At 49.8% G+C, this 20,653-nt stretch carries 14 protein-coding genes; 9 read left to right on the top strand and 5 right to left on the bottom strand.

All coding sequences use genetic code 11. The annotated features are described in order from the left end of the window. Nucleotides 1-132 precede the first annotated feature (132 nt). The 4 genes from FT643_RS01430 to FT643_RS01415 are packed head-to-tail and all read left to right on the top strand — an operon-like array spanning nucleotide 133 to nucleotide 7,256. The gene (locus FT643_RS01430; RefSeq protein ID WP_198043236.1) at nucleotides 133-3,708 is read left to right on the top strand and encodes a response regulator; all 3,576 of its coding nucleotides are present in this window, start codon (nucleotides 133-135) and stop codon (nucleotides 3,706-3,708) included. Further along, nucleotides 3,690-4,550, top strand: coding sequence for a CheR family methyltransferase (locus tag FT643_RS01425; protein WP_317621911.1), 861 nt, complete (start codon nucleotides 3,690-3,692; stop codon nucleotides 4,548-4,550). The genes FT643_RS01430 and FT643_RS01425 overlap by 19 nt, the downstream gene beginning before the upstream one ends. Next, complete coding sequence (locus FT643_RS01420; protein ID WP_156868895.1) at nucleotides 4,516-5,127, top strand: chemotaxis protein CheB; 612 nt, start codon at nucleotides 4,516-4,518, stop codon at nucleotides 5,125-5,127. The genes FT643_RS01425 and FT643_RS01420 overlap by 35 nt, the downstream gene beginning before the upstream one ends. Next, nucleotides 5,124-7,256: an EAL domain-containing protein gene (locus tag FT643_RS01415; RefSeq protein ID WP_156868894.1), complete on the top strand. Its 2,133-nt coding sequence runs from the start codon at nucleotides 5,124-5,126 to the stop codon at nucleotides 7,254-7,256. The genes FT643_RS01420 and FT643_RS01415 overlap by 4 nt, the downstream gene beginning before the upstream one ends. Here FT643_RS01415 and FT643_RS01410 read toward each other — a convergent pair. From FT643_RS01410 to purM, 3 genes are read right to left on the bottom strand one after another with little or no spacing between them, the layout of a single operon-like run. After that, complete coding sequence (locus FT643_RS01410; RefSeq protein WP_156868893.1) at nucleotides 7,253-8,011, bottom strand: DUF3108 domain-containing protein; 759 nt, start codon at nucleotides 8,009-8,011, stop codon at nucleotides 7,253-7,255. The two genes, FT643_RS01415 and FT643_RS01410, sit on opposite strands and share 4 nt — an antisense overlap. Nucleotide 8,012: 1 nt before the next feature. Then, nucleotides 8,013-8,663 (bottom strand): phosphoribosylglycinamide formyltransferase, encoded by a 651-nt coding sequence (purN, locus tag FT643_RS01405; protein ID WP_317621910.1) that lies wholly within the window; start codon nucleotides 8,661-8,663, stop codon nucleotides 8,013-8,015. Between the two features lie 9 nt (nucleotides 8,664-8,672). Further along, complete coding sequence (purM, locus tag FT643_RS01400; RefSeq protein WP_156868892.1) at nucleotides 8,673-9,719, bottom strand: phosphoribosylformylglycinamidine cyclo-ligase; 1,047 nt, start codon at nucleotides 9,717-9,719, stop codon at nucleotides 8,673-8,675. 184 nt (nucleotides 9,720-9,903) lie between these two features. Between purM and FT643_RS01395 the strand changes: the two genes are divergently transcribed. The 5 genes from FT643_RS01395 (at nucleotide 9,904) to FT643_RS01375 (ending at nucleotide 18,735) form a co-directional block, all read left to right on the top strand. After that, nucleotides 9,904-11,157 (top strand): DUF2066 domain-containing protein, encoded by a 1,254-nt coding sequence (locus FT643_RS01395; RefSeq protein ID WP_156868891.1) that lies wholly within the window; start codon nucleotides 9,904-9,906, stop codon nucleotides 11,155-11,157. 23 nt (nucleotides 11,158-11,180) lie between these two features. Next, nucleotides 11,181-11,912, top strand: a complete 732-nt coding sequence (hda, locus tag FT643_RS01390) for a DnaA regulatory inactivator Hda (RefSeq protein ID WP_156868890.1) — start codon at nucleotides 11,181-11,183, stop codon at nucleotides 11,910-11,912. A gap of 139 nt (nucleotides 11,913-12,051) precedes the next feature. Then, a complete protein-coding gene (locus tag FT643_RS01385) occupies nucleotides 12,052-14,901 on the top strand; it encodes a bifunctional diguanylate cyclase/phosphodiesterase (protein WP_198043235.1) in 2,850 nt (949 codons plus the stop codon). Between the two features lie 180 nt (nucleotides 14,902-15,081). After that, complete coding sequence (locus FT643_RS01380; protein ID WP_156868888.1) at nucleotides 15,082-17,574, top strand: hybrid sensor histidine kinase/response regulator; 2,493 nt, start codon at nucleotides 15,082-15,084, stop codon at nucleotides 17,572-17,574. A gap of 135 nt (nucleotides 17,575-17,709) precedes the next feature. Beyond that, nucleotides 17,710-18,735, top strand: a complete 1,026-nt coding sequence (locus FT643_RS01375; RefSeq protein ID WP_156868887.1) for an AraC family transcriptional regulator — start codon at nucleotides 17,710-17,712, stop codon at nucleotides 18,733-18,735. On the opposite strand, the gene FT643_RS01370 is transcribed toward FT643_RS01375, so the two are convergent. Continuing rightward, entirely contained in the window at nucleotides 18,732-19,703 is a 972-nt protein-coding gene (locus FT643_RS01370; RefSeq protein WP_198043234.1) for a glucokinase, read from the bottom strand. The two genes, FT643_RS01375 and FT643_RS01370, sit on opposite strands and share 4 nt — an antisense overlap. 102 nt (nucleotides 19,704-19,805) lie before the next feature. Then, nucleotides 19,806-20,603 carry a hypothetical protein gene (locus FT643_RS01365; protein ID WP_156868885.1) on the bottom strand — a complete coding sequence of 266 codons (798 nt, stop codon included), beginning with the start codon at nucleotides 20,601-20,603 and terminating at the stop codon, nucleotides 19,806-19,808. Nucleotides 20,604-20,653 lie beyond the last annotated feature (50 nt).

Below are 20,653 nucleotides of genomic sequence, written 5' to 3'. Positions count from 1 at the left end.
CGGACTCCTGTAGGCCGACTCGGTGATTGAGTGCAATTACCTACTAAATAACTCACATGTATATGACATTCAATGTTGCAAATACTCAGAAACTCGCTGATTAAGTTCGCTAACTCTTCAATCAAACTGAAAATGACACTGATGGCTGTGATGGCATTGCTCGGTTTCTCTTATATTGTGTTCAGTAATTATTCCTTTTTCACTGAAACCAACCAGAAGCTAAAGCAAGTTCAGGACATCGATTCTCAGCTGGTCAGGATCGGCAATCGGTTGCAGATCGGCTTTCTGGATGTGAACCGCTTGTTTGAAGCGGCCATTGCGGAGAATGAATACGATACTTTGGCCGCTGCGATGGATCACAGCACGAGCCAGCGCAAAGATATATTGAGAATCACAACGCTGAAACCGTCGCTGGCGAGCCGCTCGCATGAAATGCTGGCTAGCTTTGATCAATACATTTCAGATACCCAAAAGTACACTTTGAGAGTACTTAATGGCGAATTTTCCGCTGACGAAATGCACTCAGCGATCGCGTCCACGCTCAAGCAGCGGAAACAATATGACCTGCTGGTGCGTAACTTTAATAAAACCGTCAATAATGACTTTGATAAAACGCTGGATACCATCCGCATCGAATCGGAAGCGGCCAGCTTTAGCCAATTCGTTATCGGGACGGTTTTGGTTGGCTTGGTGTTGTTTGCCATCATTTGGCTCATTATTGTGGTAACCAGTGCTATCGGTCAGGTGATCAAGCTCGCCGGACAGATCGCGGAGGGTAATCTTGACGTGGAGGTCGGCATTGGGACCAGCACTGAGGTGAACCGCCTGTTTATGGCGCTGGCAACCATGCGCGATCGATTGAAAAAGCAGTATCAGGAATCCGCGATACGCACCGAGCGCCAGGAACAGATATCGCGTCTCAATGATGCGTTGCGAGGTGAACTGACCACACTGCAGGTAAGCAATAATATTTTACGCTGTCTGGCCGAACTATTGGGTGCCAATGTGGGTGCGCTTTATTTGCTGGAAGGCGATACGCTGGTTATGAAAGCGAGCTATGCCTTTAGTCACCGCAAAGGCGACCGTACTCGGTTTCTGTTGGGTGAGTCTATGGTGGGCCAGGCTGCGTTGGAACGTAAACTGTTTATGGTGCGTGATTTGCCTGCGGATTACGCACCGGTAGCGTCCGGCCTGGGTGAAGCCACTGCCACCGAAGTGATGCTGGTTCCGTTGGAGTTTAACGGAAACCTGCTGGCAGTGATCGAACTCATGTCGTTTACCCCGTTCACAGAGCATCAGATCGATTTTGTCGAACGCAGTGCAGAAGGGCTCGCTATCGCCCTGAGTTCAGCTATCTCCAGAATGCAGTTGGCGGACGCCCTGGAACGCACGCGCCTGCAGGCAGAGGCGATGGAACAACAGCAGGAAGAGTTACGCGCGACTAATGAAGAGTTGGAAGAGCAGGCTACGACCTTGCGTGCGTCGGAAGAAGGATTGCAACAGCAACAGGAAGAATTGCGTGTAATGAATGAAGAGCTGGAAGAACGCAACCAGTTATTGGATCGGCAGAAAGAGGAAATTGCTCAAAAAAATAAAGACCTGGAAGCTTCACGGGAAGAACTGCACGGAAAAGCCAAACAGCTTGAAATGAGCGGTCGGTACAAAACAGAATTTTTATCAACGATGTCCCATGAATTGCGTACGCCTCTGAACAGTATTCTGATTTTATCCCAGGGTTTGGTGGAGAATAAAAAGCGGAATCTGGATGAAAAACAGGTTGAACATGCCAAAGTGATTAATTCTTCCGGCCGCGATTTGTTGATGCTCATCAACGATATTCTGGACTTGTCGAAGGTGGAAGAGGGCAAGCTTGAATTGGTGGTGGAAGAGCTCAACCTACAGGCATTTGCGGACAAACTCCATGGTCAGTTCGATGTCCAGGCGGAGAATAAGAAAATTGGTTTCGGGGTCGAGGTCGAGCCGGAACTGCCGGATAGTATTTTGATAGACGAGCACAGGCTGAGTCAGATTCTGCGGAATTTTATTTCTAACGCACTCAAGTTTACCCACAAGGGCTCAGTTAACGTATCCGTCGGTCGGGCCGAAACCGATGTTCGCCTGGCTGAAGGTCACCTGCTCAGAAAAGAGGATGCCATTGTCTTTAAGGTGAAAGATTCCGGGATCGGCATCCCGAAGGACAAGCTCGGTTTGATTTTTGAGGCTTTCAAACAGGTAGATGGCACCATCAGTCGCAAATACGGCGGTACTGGATTGGGTCTGACTATCTCGAAAAAATTGGCGGAAATCATGGGCGGCGGTGTAGATGTGCTCAGTGAAGGTGAAAATTTCGGTTCTGAGTTTGTTTTGTATTTGCCGCGAACAGTGACACCCGGTGTGCATAAAGCAAACGATTCGGGCACAGAGCAGGTAACCTCTCCAGCCAAACCCTCTACCTCGTCTGCGGAGCCGCTCACGCCAGCGGGCGTATCTTCCGAAGATGCGCCCTTTTCCGGGGCTGCCGTGGTGCGGGAAAAAACCGTTTTGATCATTGAAGACGACCCCAGTTTTAGCGGCGTGTTAAAAAATCTGGCAGAAGATTTCGGATTTGAAGCACACTGCGCTCATACGGTGGCAGATGCCCGTGCCTATTTGAATCACCATTTGCCCGGTTCCATCATTCTTGATCTGGGTTTGCCGGATGCACCGGGTGAGCATTTGCTGAGTATGTTGAAGGAGGATAAGGAAACCAGGAACATTCCGGTTCATGTTATCTCCGGGAAGCTCAATGTCAATGTATCCGACCTTGCGGGAGCGGAAGAGTTTATTGCAAAACCGTTCAGTCGTGATCGTCTGGATCAGTTGTTCCAGGATATAGAATCCGAAATTCACGATCTTAGCTACCAGCGTGTTCTGATAATCGAGGACGACGAGGTTCAGTGCGAACAGTTGAAAATGAATTTCGACAAACAGAATATTGCCAGTGATATCGTCAGTTCCGGTGAGCACGCGTTGTCCCTGGTAAATAGCGAACATTATGGCGCTATTATTCTGGATCTTGAGTTACCTGATGTGGATGGGTTTGGTCTGGCAAAGGCATTGGGTGAAGCGACTCTGGGCAATACACCGATTATCATCTATACCGCCCGGGACCTGAATAAGAAACAGGACGCCGACCTGCGTAAGTACGCCAAACGCATAGTCTTGAAAACGGATAAGTCCATCTCCCGGCTGATCAACGAAACGACGTTATTTTTGCATTGGGTGAACGAAAGTGATAAGACACCGAATACCAAAGAGTGGGTGGATACCAGTCCGTCTGATGGCTTGAATTTCGCAGGTAAGCGATTATTGCTCGTGGACGATGATATCCGTAACCTATATTCTCTCTCTGCTGTGCTGGAAGAAAGTGGCTTTGAAATTGAAACCGCCAGCACCGGGATAGAAGCTTTGGATATGCTGGCATCACAACCGGCTTTTGACCTGGTATTGATGGATGTGATGATGCCGGAAATGGATGGATTGGAGGCCATGAAGAAAATTCGCAGTCAGAGTCAGTTTAAATCCCTGCCTTTAATCGCGCTCACCGCAAAAGCAATGCGTGATGACCGTGCCCGTTGTATTGAAGCCGGTGCCAATGACTATCTCTCGAAACCGGTGGAAACGGTTAAGCTCAAATCGATGATTAAAATGTGGTTGAGACAAAGCTGATGCAGCAAGACCATTTTAGTCACCAGTTGAGTGAGTTCGAGGTGGAAGTAGAATGCCTGATGGAAGCGCTGTTTTTGCGCTGGGGTTACGACTTTCGCGAGTACACTCGAGCTTCCTTGCGGCGTCGCGTGGCCCGATATATTTCCGATAATAGCTTTGAGCGGGTGTCGGACCTGCAAAACGAACTGATTAAGGATAAGAAACGCTGTAACCACTTTGTTCGAGGCTTGACGGTCAATGTGACGGATATGTTTCGTGATCCGTCATTTTACCGCGTGATCCGGGAGAAAGTGGTACCGGAATTACGCTCCCATCCGTTTATTAAAATCTGGCATGCCGGCTGCTCGACCGGGGAAGAAGCCTATTCCATGGCAATCCTGCTGCGGGAGGAAGGTCTGGGTGATCGCGCCGTTATTTATGCCACGGATATTAACTCTCAGGTACTCGATCAGGCCAGTAAAGGGGTGTACCACGACCGGATGCTGGCGACGGCACAAGAGAACTATCAGGCGTCCGGCGCCAGAGGGCACTTTAGTGACTTTGTTTCCGTTGGTTACGAAAGGTTTCTAATCGATCCTGAACTAAAGCGTAACATCGTGTTTACCCAGCACGATTTGGTTACAGATCAGGTGTTTGGTGAAATGCAGATGGTGGTTTGCCGAAACGTACTGATTTACTTTCGCCGCGAACTACAGACAAAAGTGCTAACCTTATTTCATGATAGTCTGGATATCGGAGGGTTCATGGGGCTGGGAATTAAGGAGTCGTTACGCAGCCTTCCTAACCAAAATAGATTCAGGGAGATTGATGGACCGGCAAGAGTGTTCCAGCGAGTTGATTAAACGGTTGGAACTCGTGGTAGTGGGGGCTTCCAGTGGCGGCCTGGAAACCCTGATCGAATTTTTGCAGGCGTTGCCTGAACAATACCAGGTGCCCACAGTGGTGGTGTTACACCAGCGGGCGAATAGAGTGAGTGGTGTACCGGAAATGCTGTCTAAGTACACCCATCTGAAGGTAGTTGAACCGGAAGACAAACAAAAAATAGAAACCGGATGTATGTATATTGCGCCACCGAATTATCATCTATTAATTGACGCTGATCACAGCATCGCTTTGAGTCTGGACGCACCACTGAATTATTCCAGACCTTCGATCGATATGGCCTTTATTTCCGCGTCGGAAGTGTATGAACAGCATTTGGCCGGTTGTATTTTTACCGGGGCCAACTCCGATGGGGCCGATGGTTGTGTCGCGATAAAAAGAAATGGCGGCACCGTGTTCGTGCAGGATCCGGTGGAAGCCAGTGTGGATACCATGCCCCTGTCTGCTATTAAGGCGGTTAGGGTCGATGGTGTTTTGTCCATCCATGAAATTGCAGGACGCTTGGTTAAGATGGGTGCGCGGAGTAACGCGTTATGATGCAAAGCATACTGATTGTTGACGACCAACAAGCCAATTTAGTCGCGTTGGAGGCGACATTGAGCGAGTTGGACAATGTGGAAATAATATCCGCTACCTCCGGTCCGCAAGCGTTATCGATTCTATTGAAAAAAGACGTGGCCATGGTGTTGCTGGATGTGCAGATGCCCGGTATGGATGGATTTGAAGTCGCGAGCTTTATGCGTCAGCGGCCGAAGACACGGCACGTGCCGATCATATTTTTGACTGCGATTAACAAAGAAGAGAGTTATCTTTTTAAAGGCTACGAAAACGGCGGCGTCGATTTTTTGTTTAAGCCGTTTAACCCGTTCGTGCTGCTCAGCAAAGTGCGTATTTTTCTTGAGCTGGACGGGCGCCAAAAACAGCTGGAAGAAGCGCTCAGTAACTTGCGGCAAGTCAAAACCAGTAACGAAGTATTATTGAAGTCAGTGGGGGAAGGTATCATCGGTGTCTCTATCGACGGCTTGATCTCCTTTATCAATCCGGCGGCCGAGATGATTCTGTGCTGTAATGGCACCACGTTAATTGGTCAGCCCCTGTACAAGTCCGTTATCGTATCTACCCATAAATCCAGCGGCTCGGACTGGAAGGAATCCAAGCTATTTCATTCCTGCTCTCAGGGTAAGGCATTTCATTCCGATGTGGGTGTGTTCAGGGCATCCACTAACCGGATGATTCCCGTTGAATACACCGCCAGCCCAACGCATTCGCCCTCCGGTTCATTTGATGGCGCGGTAATCGTTTTCAAAGATATTACCGAGCGCAAAAAAATAGAAGAGAAGCTGCATTACCTGGCTCAATACGATTCGTTAACCGAGCTGGGTAACCGTAATCTATTTAATTCGGCATTGAATAATTCCATAACTTACAGTAACCATAGTGGCCAGACATTTGCGTTGTTGTTTATGGATCTGGATCGGTTTAAGCAGGTAAATGACACGCTTGGACATGACGCCGGGGATGCATTGCTAAAAGAAGTGGCTATCCGGGTGGCACACTGTATACGGGATACCGATATACTATGTCGATTGGGAGGTGACGAATTTACGGTCATTATTAGCGGAGATCATGCAGAGCAGGCATCCCGGCGTGTCTCCGATAAATTAATTTACGCATTGTCACAGCCATTCGAAATATTGGGGCAGGAGCTCTACGTGGGTGCCAGTATCGGCATCGTTTATTATCCGGAATTAGGCAAAACCGCTGGTGAACTGATAAAAAACGCGGATATGGCCATGTATCAGGCCAAACACGAAGGCCGGAATCGATACCGTGTGTTTGAGTCCGATATGAAATCTCAGGTGGAAGAAACAATGGCGCTGGAAGTTGAGTTGCGCCGCGCATATGAGATTATGGATTTCAGTCTGCATTTTCAACCGAAGTACGATATGAAAACCGGTAGTATCGTGGGAGCCGAAGCCTTGATTCGATGGCGTGCGGGTGAGCGGGATGTTTCTCCGGCCATATTTATTCCCATTGCCGAGGAAACGGGTCTAATTAACGGTATCGGTCGCTGGGTATTTGAGACCACCTGCATACAGGTGCGTAAGTGGAGTTTAGATTACAATTTGCCACCGGGTTTCCGGGTTTCCGTTAACATGTCGGTGCAGCAATTGCAGGATCCGGATCTGATCGAGCTTCTGAAACAGGCGGTCGTGTCCAGCCGGGTTGATCCTAACCTGCTGGAGGTCGAGATCACCGAAAGTCTGTTTTTGGAACGAACCGAAGTAAATATGGAAAATCTGGCAAGCATCCGCGAGTTGGGGACCGGGATTGCGATCGATGATTTCGGAACCGGTTATTCGTCTATGGCGTATTTGGCGCAACTGCCGTTTACGGTGTTAAAAATTGATAAAACCTTTGTGGATGATGTTCATTTACCTCAAGGTAGTGCCATTATTTCTGCGGTGGTGGCATTGTCGAATGGTCTGGGGGTAGAAGTCATAGCGGAGGGAGTGGAAACTGAAGCCCAGGCCAACCGGCTCCTGCAATTAGGTTGCGTTCACGCTCAAGGCTTCTTCTATAGTCGTCCGCTGGCGATCGATCAGTTCGAAGCGCTTATGGAGAGTGGGTTTCGTTTGCCTTCATCACAACGGCTCGGAAGTTAGTTTAGTTTTAAGTCCGTTAACTCCAGTAAAAATACTTCGCCGTCGTCGTTCTGTCTGAGTTTGACCGGAATATAGGGGTACTCCCGATGGACCCATATTTCTGTTTGCCGCTCAGGGTCATCGTGAATCCGTCTCAGATGCAGGGTCTTGATGTCGCCGATGGGGGTTTGCAGCTCCGGCTCGTCAATACGCTCAAATTCAAGCATCTCTACGCTGTCTTTCTTCGCTTCCGAGACTTCGATTAATGGGTTTTTCTGGTCAATTTTCAAGGCTAATGTCAGCGTGCTGGTGATCGGGTCTTGGTCGCCAGGGCTAATGGTAAACTCACCGCTGCGTTTCTTGACTTTGTATTCTGCGGTGCCGGCATCCCAGTCAAATAAGAGTCGGGCTTTGCGTTTGCTCAGAAAGGTGCCGCGCTCAGAATGGTAGGCAAGCGGAATGATGTGATTATCCTGCCAGATGAAGTCTGAGGTTTCCTCCATGCTGTACATCATGGCATTGGCTTTGTATTCGATGCGGTAGCGCTGGGCATCAACTTGCATTAGCGACCGGGTTCCCAACTTTTCCATGGACATACCATAGGCTTCGCCACGGTAGCTGGCAGTGAACAGTTTGAAGGGGAATTCAACGGTTGCGGCTGCTGCAGATTGAGGCTGTGCGTCTTCAAGCGCCGATTTTTCTGCTGCCTGCACCGGTACACTGATTAGACAACTTAAAAAAATTGTTCCGATCAGTTGCTGGCGCTTACTTTCCATATTAATCCTCAGTCAGATCCAACCCGCTGTCCGGTAACAGTTGCCCCCGATGCTCTACACCCTCGGGAGTCAGCTGAATCCGCTTTTGACACAACAGCTCAATACAGGCTGGATACAGTTTATGTTCTGCGATTTGTACCCGTTTGGACAAAGTCTCGACAGTATCGTTCATTCGCAGGGGGACTTTGAACTGACCGATCACAGCCCCGCTGTCCAGCTCATTGTTAACGAAGTGCACACTGCAGCCGTGCTCGGATTCGGCGGCCTCGATGGCCCTTGCATGGGTGTTCAGCCCTTTATACTTGGGCAGCAGGGAAGGGTGGATATTCAGCATTTTGCCGTGAAAGTGGGTCACAAACCGGTCCGTCAATATGCGCATAAAACCCGCCAGTATCACCAGGTCCGGTTGGTAGGACTCAATTGCTTCCAGTAAGGCCTGGTCGAACCGGTGGCGGTCTGTAAATTGTTTGTGATCAATGACCTCGGTTGCGATGTGCTGGTCACGGGCACGGGCAAGTCCCCGAACGTCCGGACGATTACTGATCACAGCACTGATTTCAGCGTGAACCAGGCCTTTTTCAATGGCTTCTATAATGGCCTGCAGGTTGGTACCGGAGCCAGAAATCAATACAACAAGTTTGACGGTGTTCACGGTCTATATCTACTTACCCTGAAAAAGGGTTTGCGGGGTTTCGTCTGAGCCGGCTTCGATGCGGCCGATTTTCCAGGTGTGCTCCCCGAGCTTGCGCAACAAGGATAGTGTGCTGTCTGCTTTATCCGCATCAACACACAGAATCATACCCACACCACAGTTGAAAGTGCGGTGCATTTCGCTGGTTTCCACATTACCTTTCTCCTGCAACCATTGAAAGACTGCTGGCCACTCCCACGAATCGGTGTCTATTACGGCGTTGGTTTTCGGAGGTAGCACCCGCGGCACATTCTCGGTGATGCCGCCACCGGTGATATGGGCCATGGCTTTAATGTCTATTTGATCAAGTAGCGCCAAAATGGATTTTACATAGATGCGGGTGGGTTCCATCAGGTGTTGACTGAGTGGCGCCCCGTCCAGCTCTTCGCTCAGGTCGGCGTTGCTGATCTCAATTATTTTCCGGATCAGTGAGTAGCCGTTGGAGTGAGGGCCGGATGAGCCGACGGCAATCAGGGTATCCCCCGCGCCGACTTTATCTCCGGTTATAATCTGGTCCCGTTCAACAACGCCGACGCAAAATCCGGCCAGGTCATAATCCCCGTCATGGTACATACCCGGCATTTCTGCGGTTTCGCCACCGACCAGAGCGCAACCGGCCCATTCACAGCCTTTGCCGATTCCGGCGACAACGTTGGCGGCGACGTCCACATCGAGTTTGCCGGTGGCATAGTAATCGAGGAAAAACAGGGGTTCAGCGCCGGTGACCAACAAATCATTGACACACATGGCCACCAGATCGATGCCCACATTGGTGTGCTGGTTGAGGTCAATCGCCAGTCTCAGTTTGGTGCCCACGCCATCGGTGCCGGATACCAGCACCGGTCGCTTGTATTTTTCCGGAATCTCGCACAGCGCCCCGAATCCACCCAGACCACCCAGGACTTCGGGACGGCTGGTACGTTTGGCTACTGATTTTATGCGTTGCACCAGTTCGTCACCTGCGTTGATGTCAACGCCTGCATCTTTGTAGCTGAGAGAAGGCTTTTTGTCGGACATGATAGATATAAGCTCGCCAATGGTTACTGAGGGTTCTGACAGGCCGGCTATTCTAGCAGGACTTGGCCCGAAGCCCAATCATTGAGCGCAGCCAGAGAGGGCGGCAGCTACAGGTTTCGGTTTAATCCACGGCTGCGACGTTGTACACTTCAGCGCATTGTTTTTGCAGGTTTGCCAGAGATTTATGATTAGAATTCATGTTTTGTTCAGGGCCCTGATCGGTTGCCTCGTCTGGGTGTCGGTATCCTCTGTGGTATTGGCTGTCGAAGTTAAAGATTTGTATCAGGCGTCCGTGCCAGTGGCGGATCGTACCGTGAAGGCACGCAGTACGGCCGTCATTAACGGGTTTCTGGACGTTCTGGTGAAAGTCAGTGGTTCGTCGCTGATTGCGCAGCAAGACGTGATTCGCGAGGCGCGCAGTAACGCTGAACGTTTTGTTGTGCAATTTGGCTATGAAACCCGCGAAATGCCCGCAGCGGAAGAAGGTGCGCGCCCGGTCGAACGCACGTATTTGAACGTCAAATACGATGTGGCTGCCATAAACCAATACCTGCGCAGAAACGGCTACCCAATTTGGTCCAGCAATCGCCCCAGCCTGACGCTATGGCTGGCTTATGACAACGGCAGAGGGCGCAAACTAGTGGGCGGCTCTGCGCAGCAAAACCTACAGGCACTGGCAATGGTGCATGCATCCCGCCGTGGCCTACCCATCACCTTTCCGAAATACGATACCAGAGATCTGTCCCGGGTCAGCTCCGGCGATGTCTGGGGGCTGTTTACCGACCCGGTTATTGCGGCTTCAGAACGTTATCAGTCGAACGCGGTCGCGTTGGTGAAAATGAACAATAGTGGCGGCATCGTAAACCTGAATTCCGTGGTGGTGATCGATGGCCAGGAGCAATGGTGGGAGCACTCATCAGCATCCCTCGATGAAGCTGTATCGGATTTGGTGGATCAACTGGCCGATCGCGTGGGGGGCTATTACGCGGTGGTTTCGTCTCAGGATCTTGGCCAGCAGGTCCTGCTGGATGTGAGTGGAGTGCGTAATCTAGACGATTTTGCCGGGCTCGGTGAGTATCTGAACGGCTTGATTGCGGTTCGGTACAGTTTTCCGGAAACAGTTCAAGGCGCTCAAGTGCGCTACCTTGTGACGCTGGAAAATAATATGCAAACGTTGGTGCAGAGTTTTCGTCTGGACAACAAGTTGATCCCGGTGGAGGCACCGAAACCCGTTAAGCTGAGCAGTGGTGAGTCGCGTCCGTTAACGACTTCTGCCAGTGCAATGGGGGCTGCCACTGTAGATGAATCAGCGGCTACCGCAGACCCAGAGCGCATCACTCCTAGTGCTAGCGATCAGGGCCCAGTGGAACCGGGGGTGCCGACGGTGCCGGCGCCTGAACCCACTCTGCCGGTAATTTATTACCAGTGGCAGGGTTAAAAAAGTCCGGCTACGGAACCGCCATGAGTGACACTGCCCATCCGCAGCTTGCGTTACATTTATCGCGCAAGCCCAATTCAGATTTCAAAAATTTTATCGAAACCGGCAATGAGCAAATCCTGTCCCGTCTGAAGCAGGTGGCGCAAGCGCGAGACCGCTTGCATCAATATCCGGACAGCAAGCCGGATTGGCTGTATCTGTGGGGCGGCGAGCAAACCGGAAAAAGTCATTTGCTGCTGGCAACCTGTCAGTTAGCCGAACAAAGCGGCCAGAGGGTGTTCTTCCTGGATGCAGCACAGGCCCGAGATCTGTCAACAAGCTTACTTACCGGCGTCAGCGAATTCGACCTGGTGGTGGTGGATGATCTGGATTGTATGCGCGGCCATGGTCAATGGCAGGAAGCTCTGTTCCACCTGTACAACCAATTAAAAGACCGGGGTCACGCGCTGCTCGTTGCCTCTGAAGCACCGCCCCAGCAAATACAACTGTCATTACCAGATCTGATCTCCCGCCTCAGCGCTATGGAAATTTATCAATTAACGGCGCTGGACGATGCCGGTAGGGCGGATGCGCTGGAGTCGATGGCACGACAGCGGGGGTTTTCTGTTTCCGAAGACGTGGCCACCTATATCCTCAATCGCTCCGGCCGCGATCTGAACTCGCTGAAAGCCGTCATAGAACGCCTGGATCTGCAGTCCTTGCAGGAAAAACGCCTGATCACAATTCCATTTGTGAAAAAGGTCATGGGTTGGTAGAACTCTCATCTATACTTGTTAGGAAGGCCGCAGCAGCCCCAGATGAGGCTCGGCGTAATTAAACGAGTTCAACCCATCATTCATGTCAGAATTCGGACACAGGAAACAAGAGCGGTTTATTAGCTTAAAGTGGCGCGCTTTGGCTCTAACCAGCGCGTTGCTTGTCGTTGTGTTCATTATTTTTATGCTGGCCTCCCACTATTCCGCTCAGTTACAGCTAAATGAAATGGGCAAAGACCGTACCCAGCGTTATGTTGAACAATTAGATGCCCTGCTGGACAGAAAAGCTCACCGGATGGAGGCGGTGGCCCGTATTCTGGTGCAAATTGAAGGGGTCGAAGCGGCCATCCGCAGCGGCAACAAAGATGACATTCAGCAGCGTATTGCACCCTATTGGGAGACGCTGCGGGAGGAAAGCGCGGTAAATTCAGCCGTGGTGTTTTCACCAACTGATGAGGTTTTACTGTGGCAGGGTGATCCTAGGATACCGCCCGGCATGCTTGAAAAATTTCGCATCGATTGGCAGCCTCGTTCTGCGTTAGCCTGTTTCGATACCTGTGAACTGTATGTGGTTGTGCCATTGGAGCTGCCTGGCTGGGGCAGGGGGATGGTGGTATACAGTGCCTATCTGGATCAGATCATTCAGCATTTCCATGCCATTTCCAAGGCGCGAGTCGCACTGGCCGTGCGCCGTAATCAATCCCAGTTGGATAATAACGAGCACTATCTTATTAATTGGGGCAGCGAAATACTGACGGCTTCGGTAATGACAAAGGATATTCCGTTACTGGTTGAATTGGCGAATCAGTACAGTCGCGCAGACGTATTTAACGGCTTACAGATCGCGCGCGACAAACGATCCTATGAAATTGTTTTACGCCCATTACAGGGCGCGGTATTTCCGCGTCAGGGCGAAGTGTATCTGATTTCCGATATCACTGCTGAAATGACGCAGCACGAAACCCTGCAGCGTAACGGCTTAATCTTTGCCCTGGTCGGACTGGTGTTTGCGGAAGTGGTGTTGTTGACTACGTTATGGGGACCGCTTAATCGGCTGAGGATTATGGCCTCGGTTTTGCCCCTGCTGGCAACGCAAAAATTCACCTATATACGGAAGGAACTAAATGCTTTGCAGCGGGACATTCCGTTTTCAGATGAGAGCGATATTCTGAATAGCTCAGCGTTGCGGCTTTCCCATTTACTGGAGGAACTGCAATCGGAATTGCACACCCGTGCCGAGCAACTGGAGAAAAAGACCGACGACCTGCAAGCTGAAAAGCAATTTGTGCAGAGCATTTTGGACACGGCCCATGCCTTGATCATCACACAGGATCGCACCGGGTGTATATCCATGGCCAATCACCATTGTGGGTCGATAACCGGCTACGATACTACGGAGCTGGTGGGAAAATCTTTTTTCTGGCTATTACCCCATAACGAGCAATTGCCGGATTTACGCTTCCAGTTGAATGAGTTAGTGAACGGTTTTCGTAATGAATTGCATCATGAGTCCGCAGTAGTAAGAAAGGATGGCACCACAGTTTATATGGCCTGGCACCATTCTTTATTGCCCAATGTAAAGGAACAAAACCAGATACTCAGTATTGCGCTGGATATCAGTGAACGGAAAGAAGCAGAAGAACGTTTAGGGTGGCTGGCCTCCCATGATCCGCTTACCGGCTTGTTCAATCGTCGCCGCTTTGGGGAGGAGTTGCAAAAATCCATTTCTCATGCCAAACGCTATGATCGCATTGGCGCTATTTTGTTTTTTGATCTGGATCAGTTCAAGGATGTAAACGACACCAGTGGGCATAAGGTGGGTGACGAATTGCTGCGAAGAGTGTCTGAACGCTTGTCTATCGAAGCACGTGATTCAGATCAGATTTTCCGGTTAGGAGGCGATGAGTTTGCAATGTTGCTGCGTGAAGTCGAGGTTGATGCAGTAGGCAAAGTCGCATCGCGATTATGCGACGCGCTGGCCAGTGTCGAGGTGCTGGGCAATGGTCGCGTTCACCGGGTATCGACCAGCATTGGCATTGCGTTGTTTCCGCATCATGGCGAATTTGTTGATGATTTGGTGGCTAACGCGGATATAGCGATGTACCAGGCCAAAACTTCCGGTCGTAATGGCTGGCATATCTATTCACCGGATGAACATGATCGTGAGCGTACTCATGAACGGGTGTACTGGAACGAAAAGGTAAAAGAGGCGCTGGCCACTGACGGTTTGAATGTCGTATTCCAGCCGATTCAGAATATAGAAGAAAATCGGCTTTCCCATTTCGAAGCGTTGTTAAGGGTTTTTGATGAGGAGGGGCAACCGCTTCCTACCTTCAAGTTCATCCAATCAGCCGAAAACTCGGGATTGATTCAGGATGTGGATCTTAAAGTGATCGATAAGGTGTTGTTGCGCAAACAGGTGTTGGAGCGGGCCGGTGTCGATGCGGTGTTTGCGATTAATTTATCCGGTGTATCTTTCCGCAATCCGGACTTGTACGATGAGATTGCACACAAGTTCAAATTCTATAACGTAAATCCGGCTGAAATTATTTTTGAAATTACTGAAACCTCTGCTGTGGAGGACGCTGTTTCTACCGCGCAGAAAATGCGGGATATCAAAAAGCTCGGCTGCAAGTTTGCATTGGATGATTTTGGTGTCGGTTTTTCTTCGCTGTATCATATAAAACAGCTGCCAATTGATATGGTAAAGATCGACGGTTCCTTTATCCGTCATCTGCCGGAAGAACCCGAAGATCAGGCTTTGGTGCGTGCAGTAGTGGAAGTATCCAGAGTGTTCGGGTTGGTCACTGTTGCTGAATTTGTTGAAAACGAAAGTATTCTGGAAGTGCTCATGTTGCTGGGTGTGGATTACGCCCAGGGCTACCATATTTCCAAACCAGAGCCATTCGACGTGATCTGGCCGGATCAACGTGTAAACCTTGAAACCGGTACTTCGATTTCAGACTCCAAAAGCCGCCGTGGAAAATAACGGTTGATTCGAATACCTTATGCAAGAGTAATTACGGTGTAAGCTCTGATTTGGATGTAAAGCGATTTGGTTAGACAGTCCGAACTCGGACAGATTGAGCAGAAGCGGGCTCCAGTATATTCTAAAGTCTGTAGGTCACAGGAAATCAGAAGCTAATGTTGCCAATGAATAATTATAAAAATGATACCGGCCGTACTGTTTCCGTCAACGGGCGGTTTTAACGGGATGCTGCGTCACACGCCTGCCTGGCTGATGCAAATGTTGCTGGTTGCGTTACTGTGTGGCTCTGCTCACGCGCACAATGGCCCGTCAAGCAACCCGTTTGCTGTTATACCTGGAAAAGCCGAAGGCATCGACCTGGCGCCGTACTTGTTGTATTGGCACGACAGGCGTGGGAACTCCTCCTTCGATGACGCATTGCTGAAATATCAGCAAGGTGCATTTAACGGGCTGCAGGATGCATCACCCAATCTGGGCTTTCGTGATGGCAATAATTGGTTTTATTTTTCATTAAAAAATGGGACCAGCGTTGACAGAATGGTATTAATGGAAGTGGATTACGCCATCCTGGACCAGTTGGAATTTTATTGTTTTGGCGCAGACCAGCAGCCCCGTTATACCCCGGCTGGCGATCACATCCAGTATGACAGCCGTCTGTTAAAATTAAGAAACTTTGTCGTTCCCTTGAATATGCAAGCCAGCGCCATCCAGAATTGTATGGTCCGGGTTCGTTCTTCGACCAATATCATGTTGCCTATCAGAGTCTATGACAACCTCTCTTATGTTGAGCACAGCCAATGGACTGAGCGCCTACTGGGAATCATGTACGGAATTGCATTGGCATTGCTGGTTTATAACCTGGTTCAGTATTTTTCGTCCAGGGAATGGGTGTATTTCTATTTTTCGCTGCATGTGATTGGTGGCGTGTTATATATGACCTTTATGGACGGCACGTTATCAGAGCTGTGGATAGCGCTGGAGCTACAGGATACCGGAGCCATAATCGCGATCAGTCTTAGCGTTGCCGGGGCCTTGTTATTCGGTTCTGAATTTCTTGAACTAAGGAAATATCATCGTCGATTGTACCAGGTAGGTAATCTACTGTTCTTTGTGGCAGTGGCTTTTGTCTTCGCCGCACTGGTGGCGCCCCTAAGACAATTGCACATCGGTATTGCACTCTATACTTTACTTACTTGTTGTTATTTGATTTTGATTGGTATCTACCGCTGGTTGGACGGACATACATCTGCTCCGGTTTTTCTACTCGGCTTCGGTATCGTCTTCCTGATGACCGCTTGGGTGGTGCTGAATTTATTCGTATTGCGTACGGACGTCCGTTGGATTACTTACGGTGTCAGCGCCGTGTGGGTGTGCGAGTTAATCGTGCTGTCAGTAGCCTTGGGGTCGAGGCTGAAGATAATGGAGAAAGAACACCGCATATTGAGCAACAAAATACAAATGATCAAGGACGAAAGCCTGATCAAAACCGAATTCATGGCCAAGGTCAGCCATGAGATCAGAACACCAATGAACGGGGTGTTGGGTTTAACGGAGTTGATACTGGGTACATCCCTGGATAAAGATCAGAAGCGGTATGTCACAGCAATACAGAACGCAGGAAAAGGTCTACTGGAAGTAATCAGCGATATCCTTGATTATTCCAAAATAGAAGCGGGCAAAATGAAATTCAATTCCAAGCAATTCGATTTGCAAAGTGTTCTGAGTGATGCCTGTGCTATCTATGAATACGATGCCCGCTTCAAAGGTATTGAATTGGGTTGTTTTATTGCTCCCGGCACCCCGCTTCAGTTGGTGGGGGACGTGACACGCATTCGACAGATTATCCTGAACACATTGTCTAATGCGTTCAAATACACAGAAAAAGGTTACGTACATATCAATGTGCAGTTAACGGACCAGATCCACAATGACAAGTTGGTGCTGAGATTCGAGGTGGAAGATTCCGGTATCGGAATTACCCAGGATGACCAGACCAAACTGTTTCAATCGTTTTCGCAACTTGATCAGGGGTGGAATGCACCTCGATTAGGGGTGGGTCTGGGTCTGGTGATCAGCCAGCAATTTGCTCAGTTGATGGGCGGCGAAATGGGCGTGCAAAGCGAACCCGGAGATGGCTCCTGCTTTTGGTTCCATGTCCCCCTGGGGATACCCGATCCGGTACAGATAGCCGAACACGCTATTGTTCTTGAGCTCTTTGACGGGTCGTTAATTGAAAGCAGTGCTAAACTGGATGAAACGATTGCCATTAATTCGATCGCTGTGGAAAACGCGCAACCGGAAATTCTGGTAGTGGAAGATAACGAGATCAATCAGAATGTGATTGTTGGTTTTCTGAAAAAAATGGGATTGGATGCAGACATGGCGGATAATGGTCGTACTGCGATGGAAAAAGTACAATCTCGAGAACAACCTTATGATCTGATTTTAATGGATTGTGAAATGCCGGTAATGGATGGATACGAAGCCGCGTCACGCATTATCAAATGGCAGAAAGCGAAAGGCCTGAAAAATTGTCCGATAATTGCATTGTCTGCGCATGTGCTCGATAAGCATCGTAATATGGCGTTAGAAGCGGGAATGGTAGACTATATTGCCAAACCTATTTCCTATGATGAACTTAACCGCAAAATTATCCGCTTTCTGAACATTTGAAGTGCATCCACGTGTTCTGTTGTTTCGCTCTCACTTTAGACGTATTCTGTCTGCATTGGCCGCAATGGTGTGTGTTTCGGCCTCGTTATCCCTTTTTAAATATCGGGTTGTACAGATAAACCATGTTTATAATTTATGAAAGATAGGTTGCTTCCCGCTGCGATCATTCCCGCTATTCTGGATTTAGCCATTCGTAATCGGCTAAATGTGGAAACGCTGTTGCATTCAGCAGAGGTGGACCCTGGGGTGTTGAGCCACTCGGGTACCTTTGTAAGCGTTGAGCAGCAATTAAAGTTATTCGATGCAGCGTATCAGGGTATGAATAATCCGGCTTTCGGGTTGTTGTTGGGAGAATCCATCCAATACCATAGCCTGGATCTGGTAGGCCAACTCATTGCTACCAGCCGCAACGTTCAAGAGGCGCTGGATGAGTTGTTTCTGTTTAAAGATTTGGTCACACCTCTGACGTCATTTTCCCTTGAAACTCTGGGTTTCAACGCGGTGTTGGTGTATTCGGTCGACCGTGTTTTAGTGAAATCCAATTGGATCGCTCATCACGATGTGATGGCCGCCTCTATATTTTCTATCGCAAACGCAATTATTCCCCAGGGACTGCGATTGACGAAGGTTCGATTTGTACACACGCAGCCGGATTATGTTGACGAATATCAGCGTATTTTTAATACCAGCGTGGAGTTTGGTTGCCTGCGTAATGAATTGGTGTTTGACAAGCGGCAGTTATCGGAACCTTTGCTCACGTCTTATCCTGAGTATCATTCCGGGGTGAGGGCGCGTGCCAAAGACAAGTTGAAATCCATTGAAAGCCGGGAGACTTTGGCTGCAAAAGTAGCCTATTTTATTTCGCGTAATCTGGGCGCAGCTGCTACCCAGCTGGAAGACGTGGCCGCCAATTTCAATATGACCCCCCGCACCTTGCAGCGAAAACTAAAGTTGGAAAATACGTCTTTTGTTACCATCCGGGATCAATGTCGTCATCAAAGAGCGCTGCGTGATTTGAGTGATCCGGGAGTCGATATGGAGGAGCTGGCGGAGCTGTTGGGGTTTTCGGATATTTCGAACTTTTATCACGCGTTCAAACGTTGGCAAGGCGAATCTCCCGGTGCCTATCGTAAACAGGCATTGGCCAACCGGGGTCTTTAAGTCGGCTCTGATTTCAGTAACCGCCGACTGTAAACCGCTGCCCCCCGAATCGGAATATTCTGTTCCAGACATAAGGCGACAGGCACGGATCGCAACCGATCCAGATATTCGTTTTTGCTGCTCAGGTACTGAATATTCTCCGGCTTGCTGAATAGGTTTTGCAGTTTTGCAGGAATGCCACCGGCCACAATCACGCCGCCCCAACCCAAATATTGCAATACCAGGTTGCCGGCCTCGGCGTAAACGGCTTTGGCAAACACGTCCATTACCTTGCCGCAATCAGAGCTTGGATCCTGATTGGCGCGCCGGCCGATCTCTTCGTTGTCCGGAACGGTCTGTCCTGGGTACATTGCACTATACAAATTGGCAATACCGGATCCTGAAAACCAGTTCTCCCAGCTAACCGGCCGGCTGCTTTGTCGCCATTGGTTCGCGATTAACTGTGCAGACAAATTATCGAAAGGCGCAATAGTTTTGTGTCCGCCTTCGGTGGCGGCAATCACATAGTCTCCGTCATGGGGGTAGATGCAGGATTGGCCCAGTCCGGTGCCGGGACTGATCACCACGACAGGTAAATTGAAGTTCAACTGTGGTGCCGGCTCTCCACCGCTCGGCAGCAGACGTAACGCGGCCTGTTCAGTAGTGGAGGTCAGCCCCCAAGAGGTGGCTTGCAGATCGTTCATCACCACCACTTTGCTGAAACCGAATTGTTGTTTCAATCGAATGCCATCGATTAACCAGGACAGGTTGGTCATTTGGCAACGGATGTTGCCGTCAACCGGACCAGCAACTGCGATCACGGCATTCACCGGTTTTGGCTTGTCCTGTAAATATTGCGTTAACAGCGATTCGAATTGAGTGTGTTCTTTGTTCAGGGCATAGAACGGCTGGCTGATGTGGGCGTTTTCGTCTGCCAGTGCGAGTTGTGTTTTGGTGCCTCCGATATCCGCTAGCAAGGTGGTCGTCATGCAATTTACTCCATCCTGATTCATTGGCCTGATCTCAGTGTACCAATTAATTCCGCTCAAGCACTAGTGACAGGACACAGGGGGGAATGACGGGGAGTGCGGTCAACGATATCCGAAATGACGATTGCACTGTTGCCATTTATCGTAAGCCGCCGAGAATCCCGACACCGTTATTCGGGCGGTTTCGATATCAGTCATGGGCCAGGAAGGCCAGAAGCTCAAGTGTACCTCTAAACTGTCCGCCGATTGCAATGCTGCGGTAATTTCATTGCTGTGCACAGGAAACTGGGCGTTGGTGTTCTCCATAACCTGTTCCACTCTCACTAACTTTTGGTTGGGCAAGAGAATACCGTTTTGCGGGTGGCGGGGTTCAATATCGGACTGGGTTCTGAGCTCCCATACGTAATCGGTCAGCACCAGGCTAACCGAGGTCAAGCCCACCCCGTCGTTCATTAATTTGGTGGATGAATGCAGGCTGCAACCGGCGTACGTGTGTTTCAGAATCCAATTGTCACCAATTACCATCGGCAGTTGTTCGGCATAGGCGTCACGGACCGTTTGACGATAGCCACGGTAGGGCTTGGCTTGATGACGGATATTGTCAGGCGCCGTCGTTGACTTTGGCACCGGCTCCGGTTCAGTTTCAGTGGCGGTGTGATTGCGTGATCCGGACTGGTTCTGCGTCTGCCGTTTTTGTTCGAGCAGCTTCTCACCCAGGCGGATCTCTTTCTCCCGCTGTTCCCGCGCCGCTTTCCTGAAATCCATTTCCTGTTGATAGGGAACGGCGCGGGATTCCGCTGAATAGGAGTCCGAGGGCGCAGCGTGGCAGGCACAGGTCAGCGCCAAAGAAATAGTTGAAGTCGCCAGCCACAGCGATTTGGGAAAGGGCAAAAAATACATTAGGACTTCCGGTTCTATCATTTTTTGTACAAAATGTAGCTAATTATACT

Origin of the sequence: Ketobacter sp. MCCC 1A13808, assembly GCF_009746715.1 — a bacterium.
Lineage (GTDB): Bacteria > Pseudomonadota > Gammaproteobacteria > Pseudomonadales > Ketobacteraceae > Ketobacter.
Note: the sequence above shows the minus strand (reverse complement) of the source record. Positions and strands in the feature narration are given on the sequence as shown.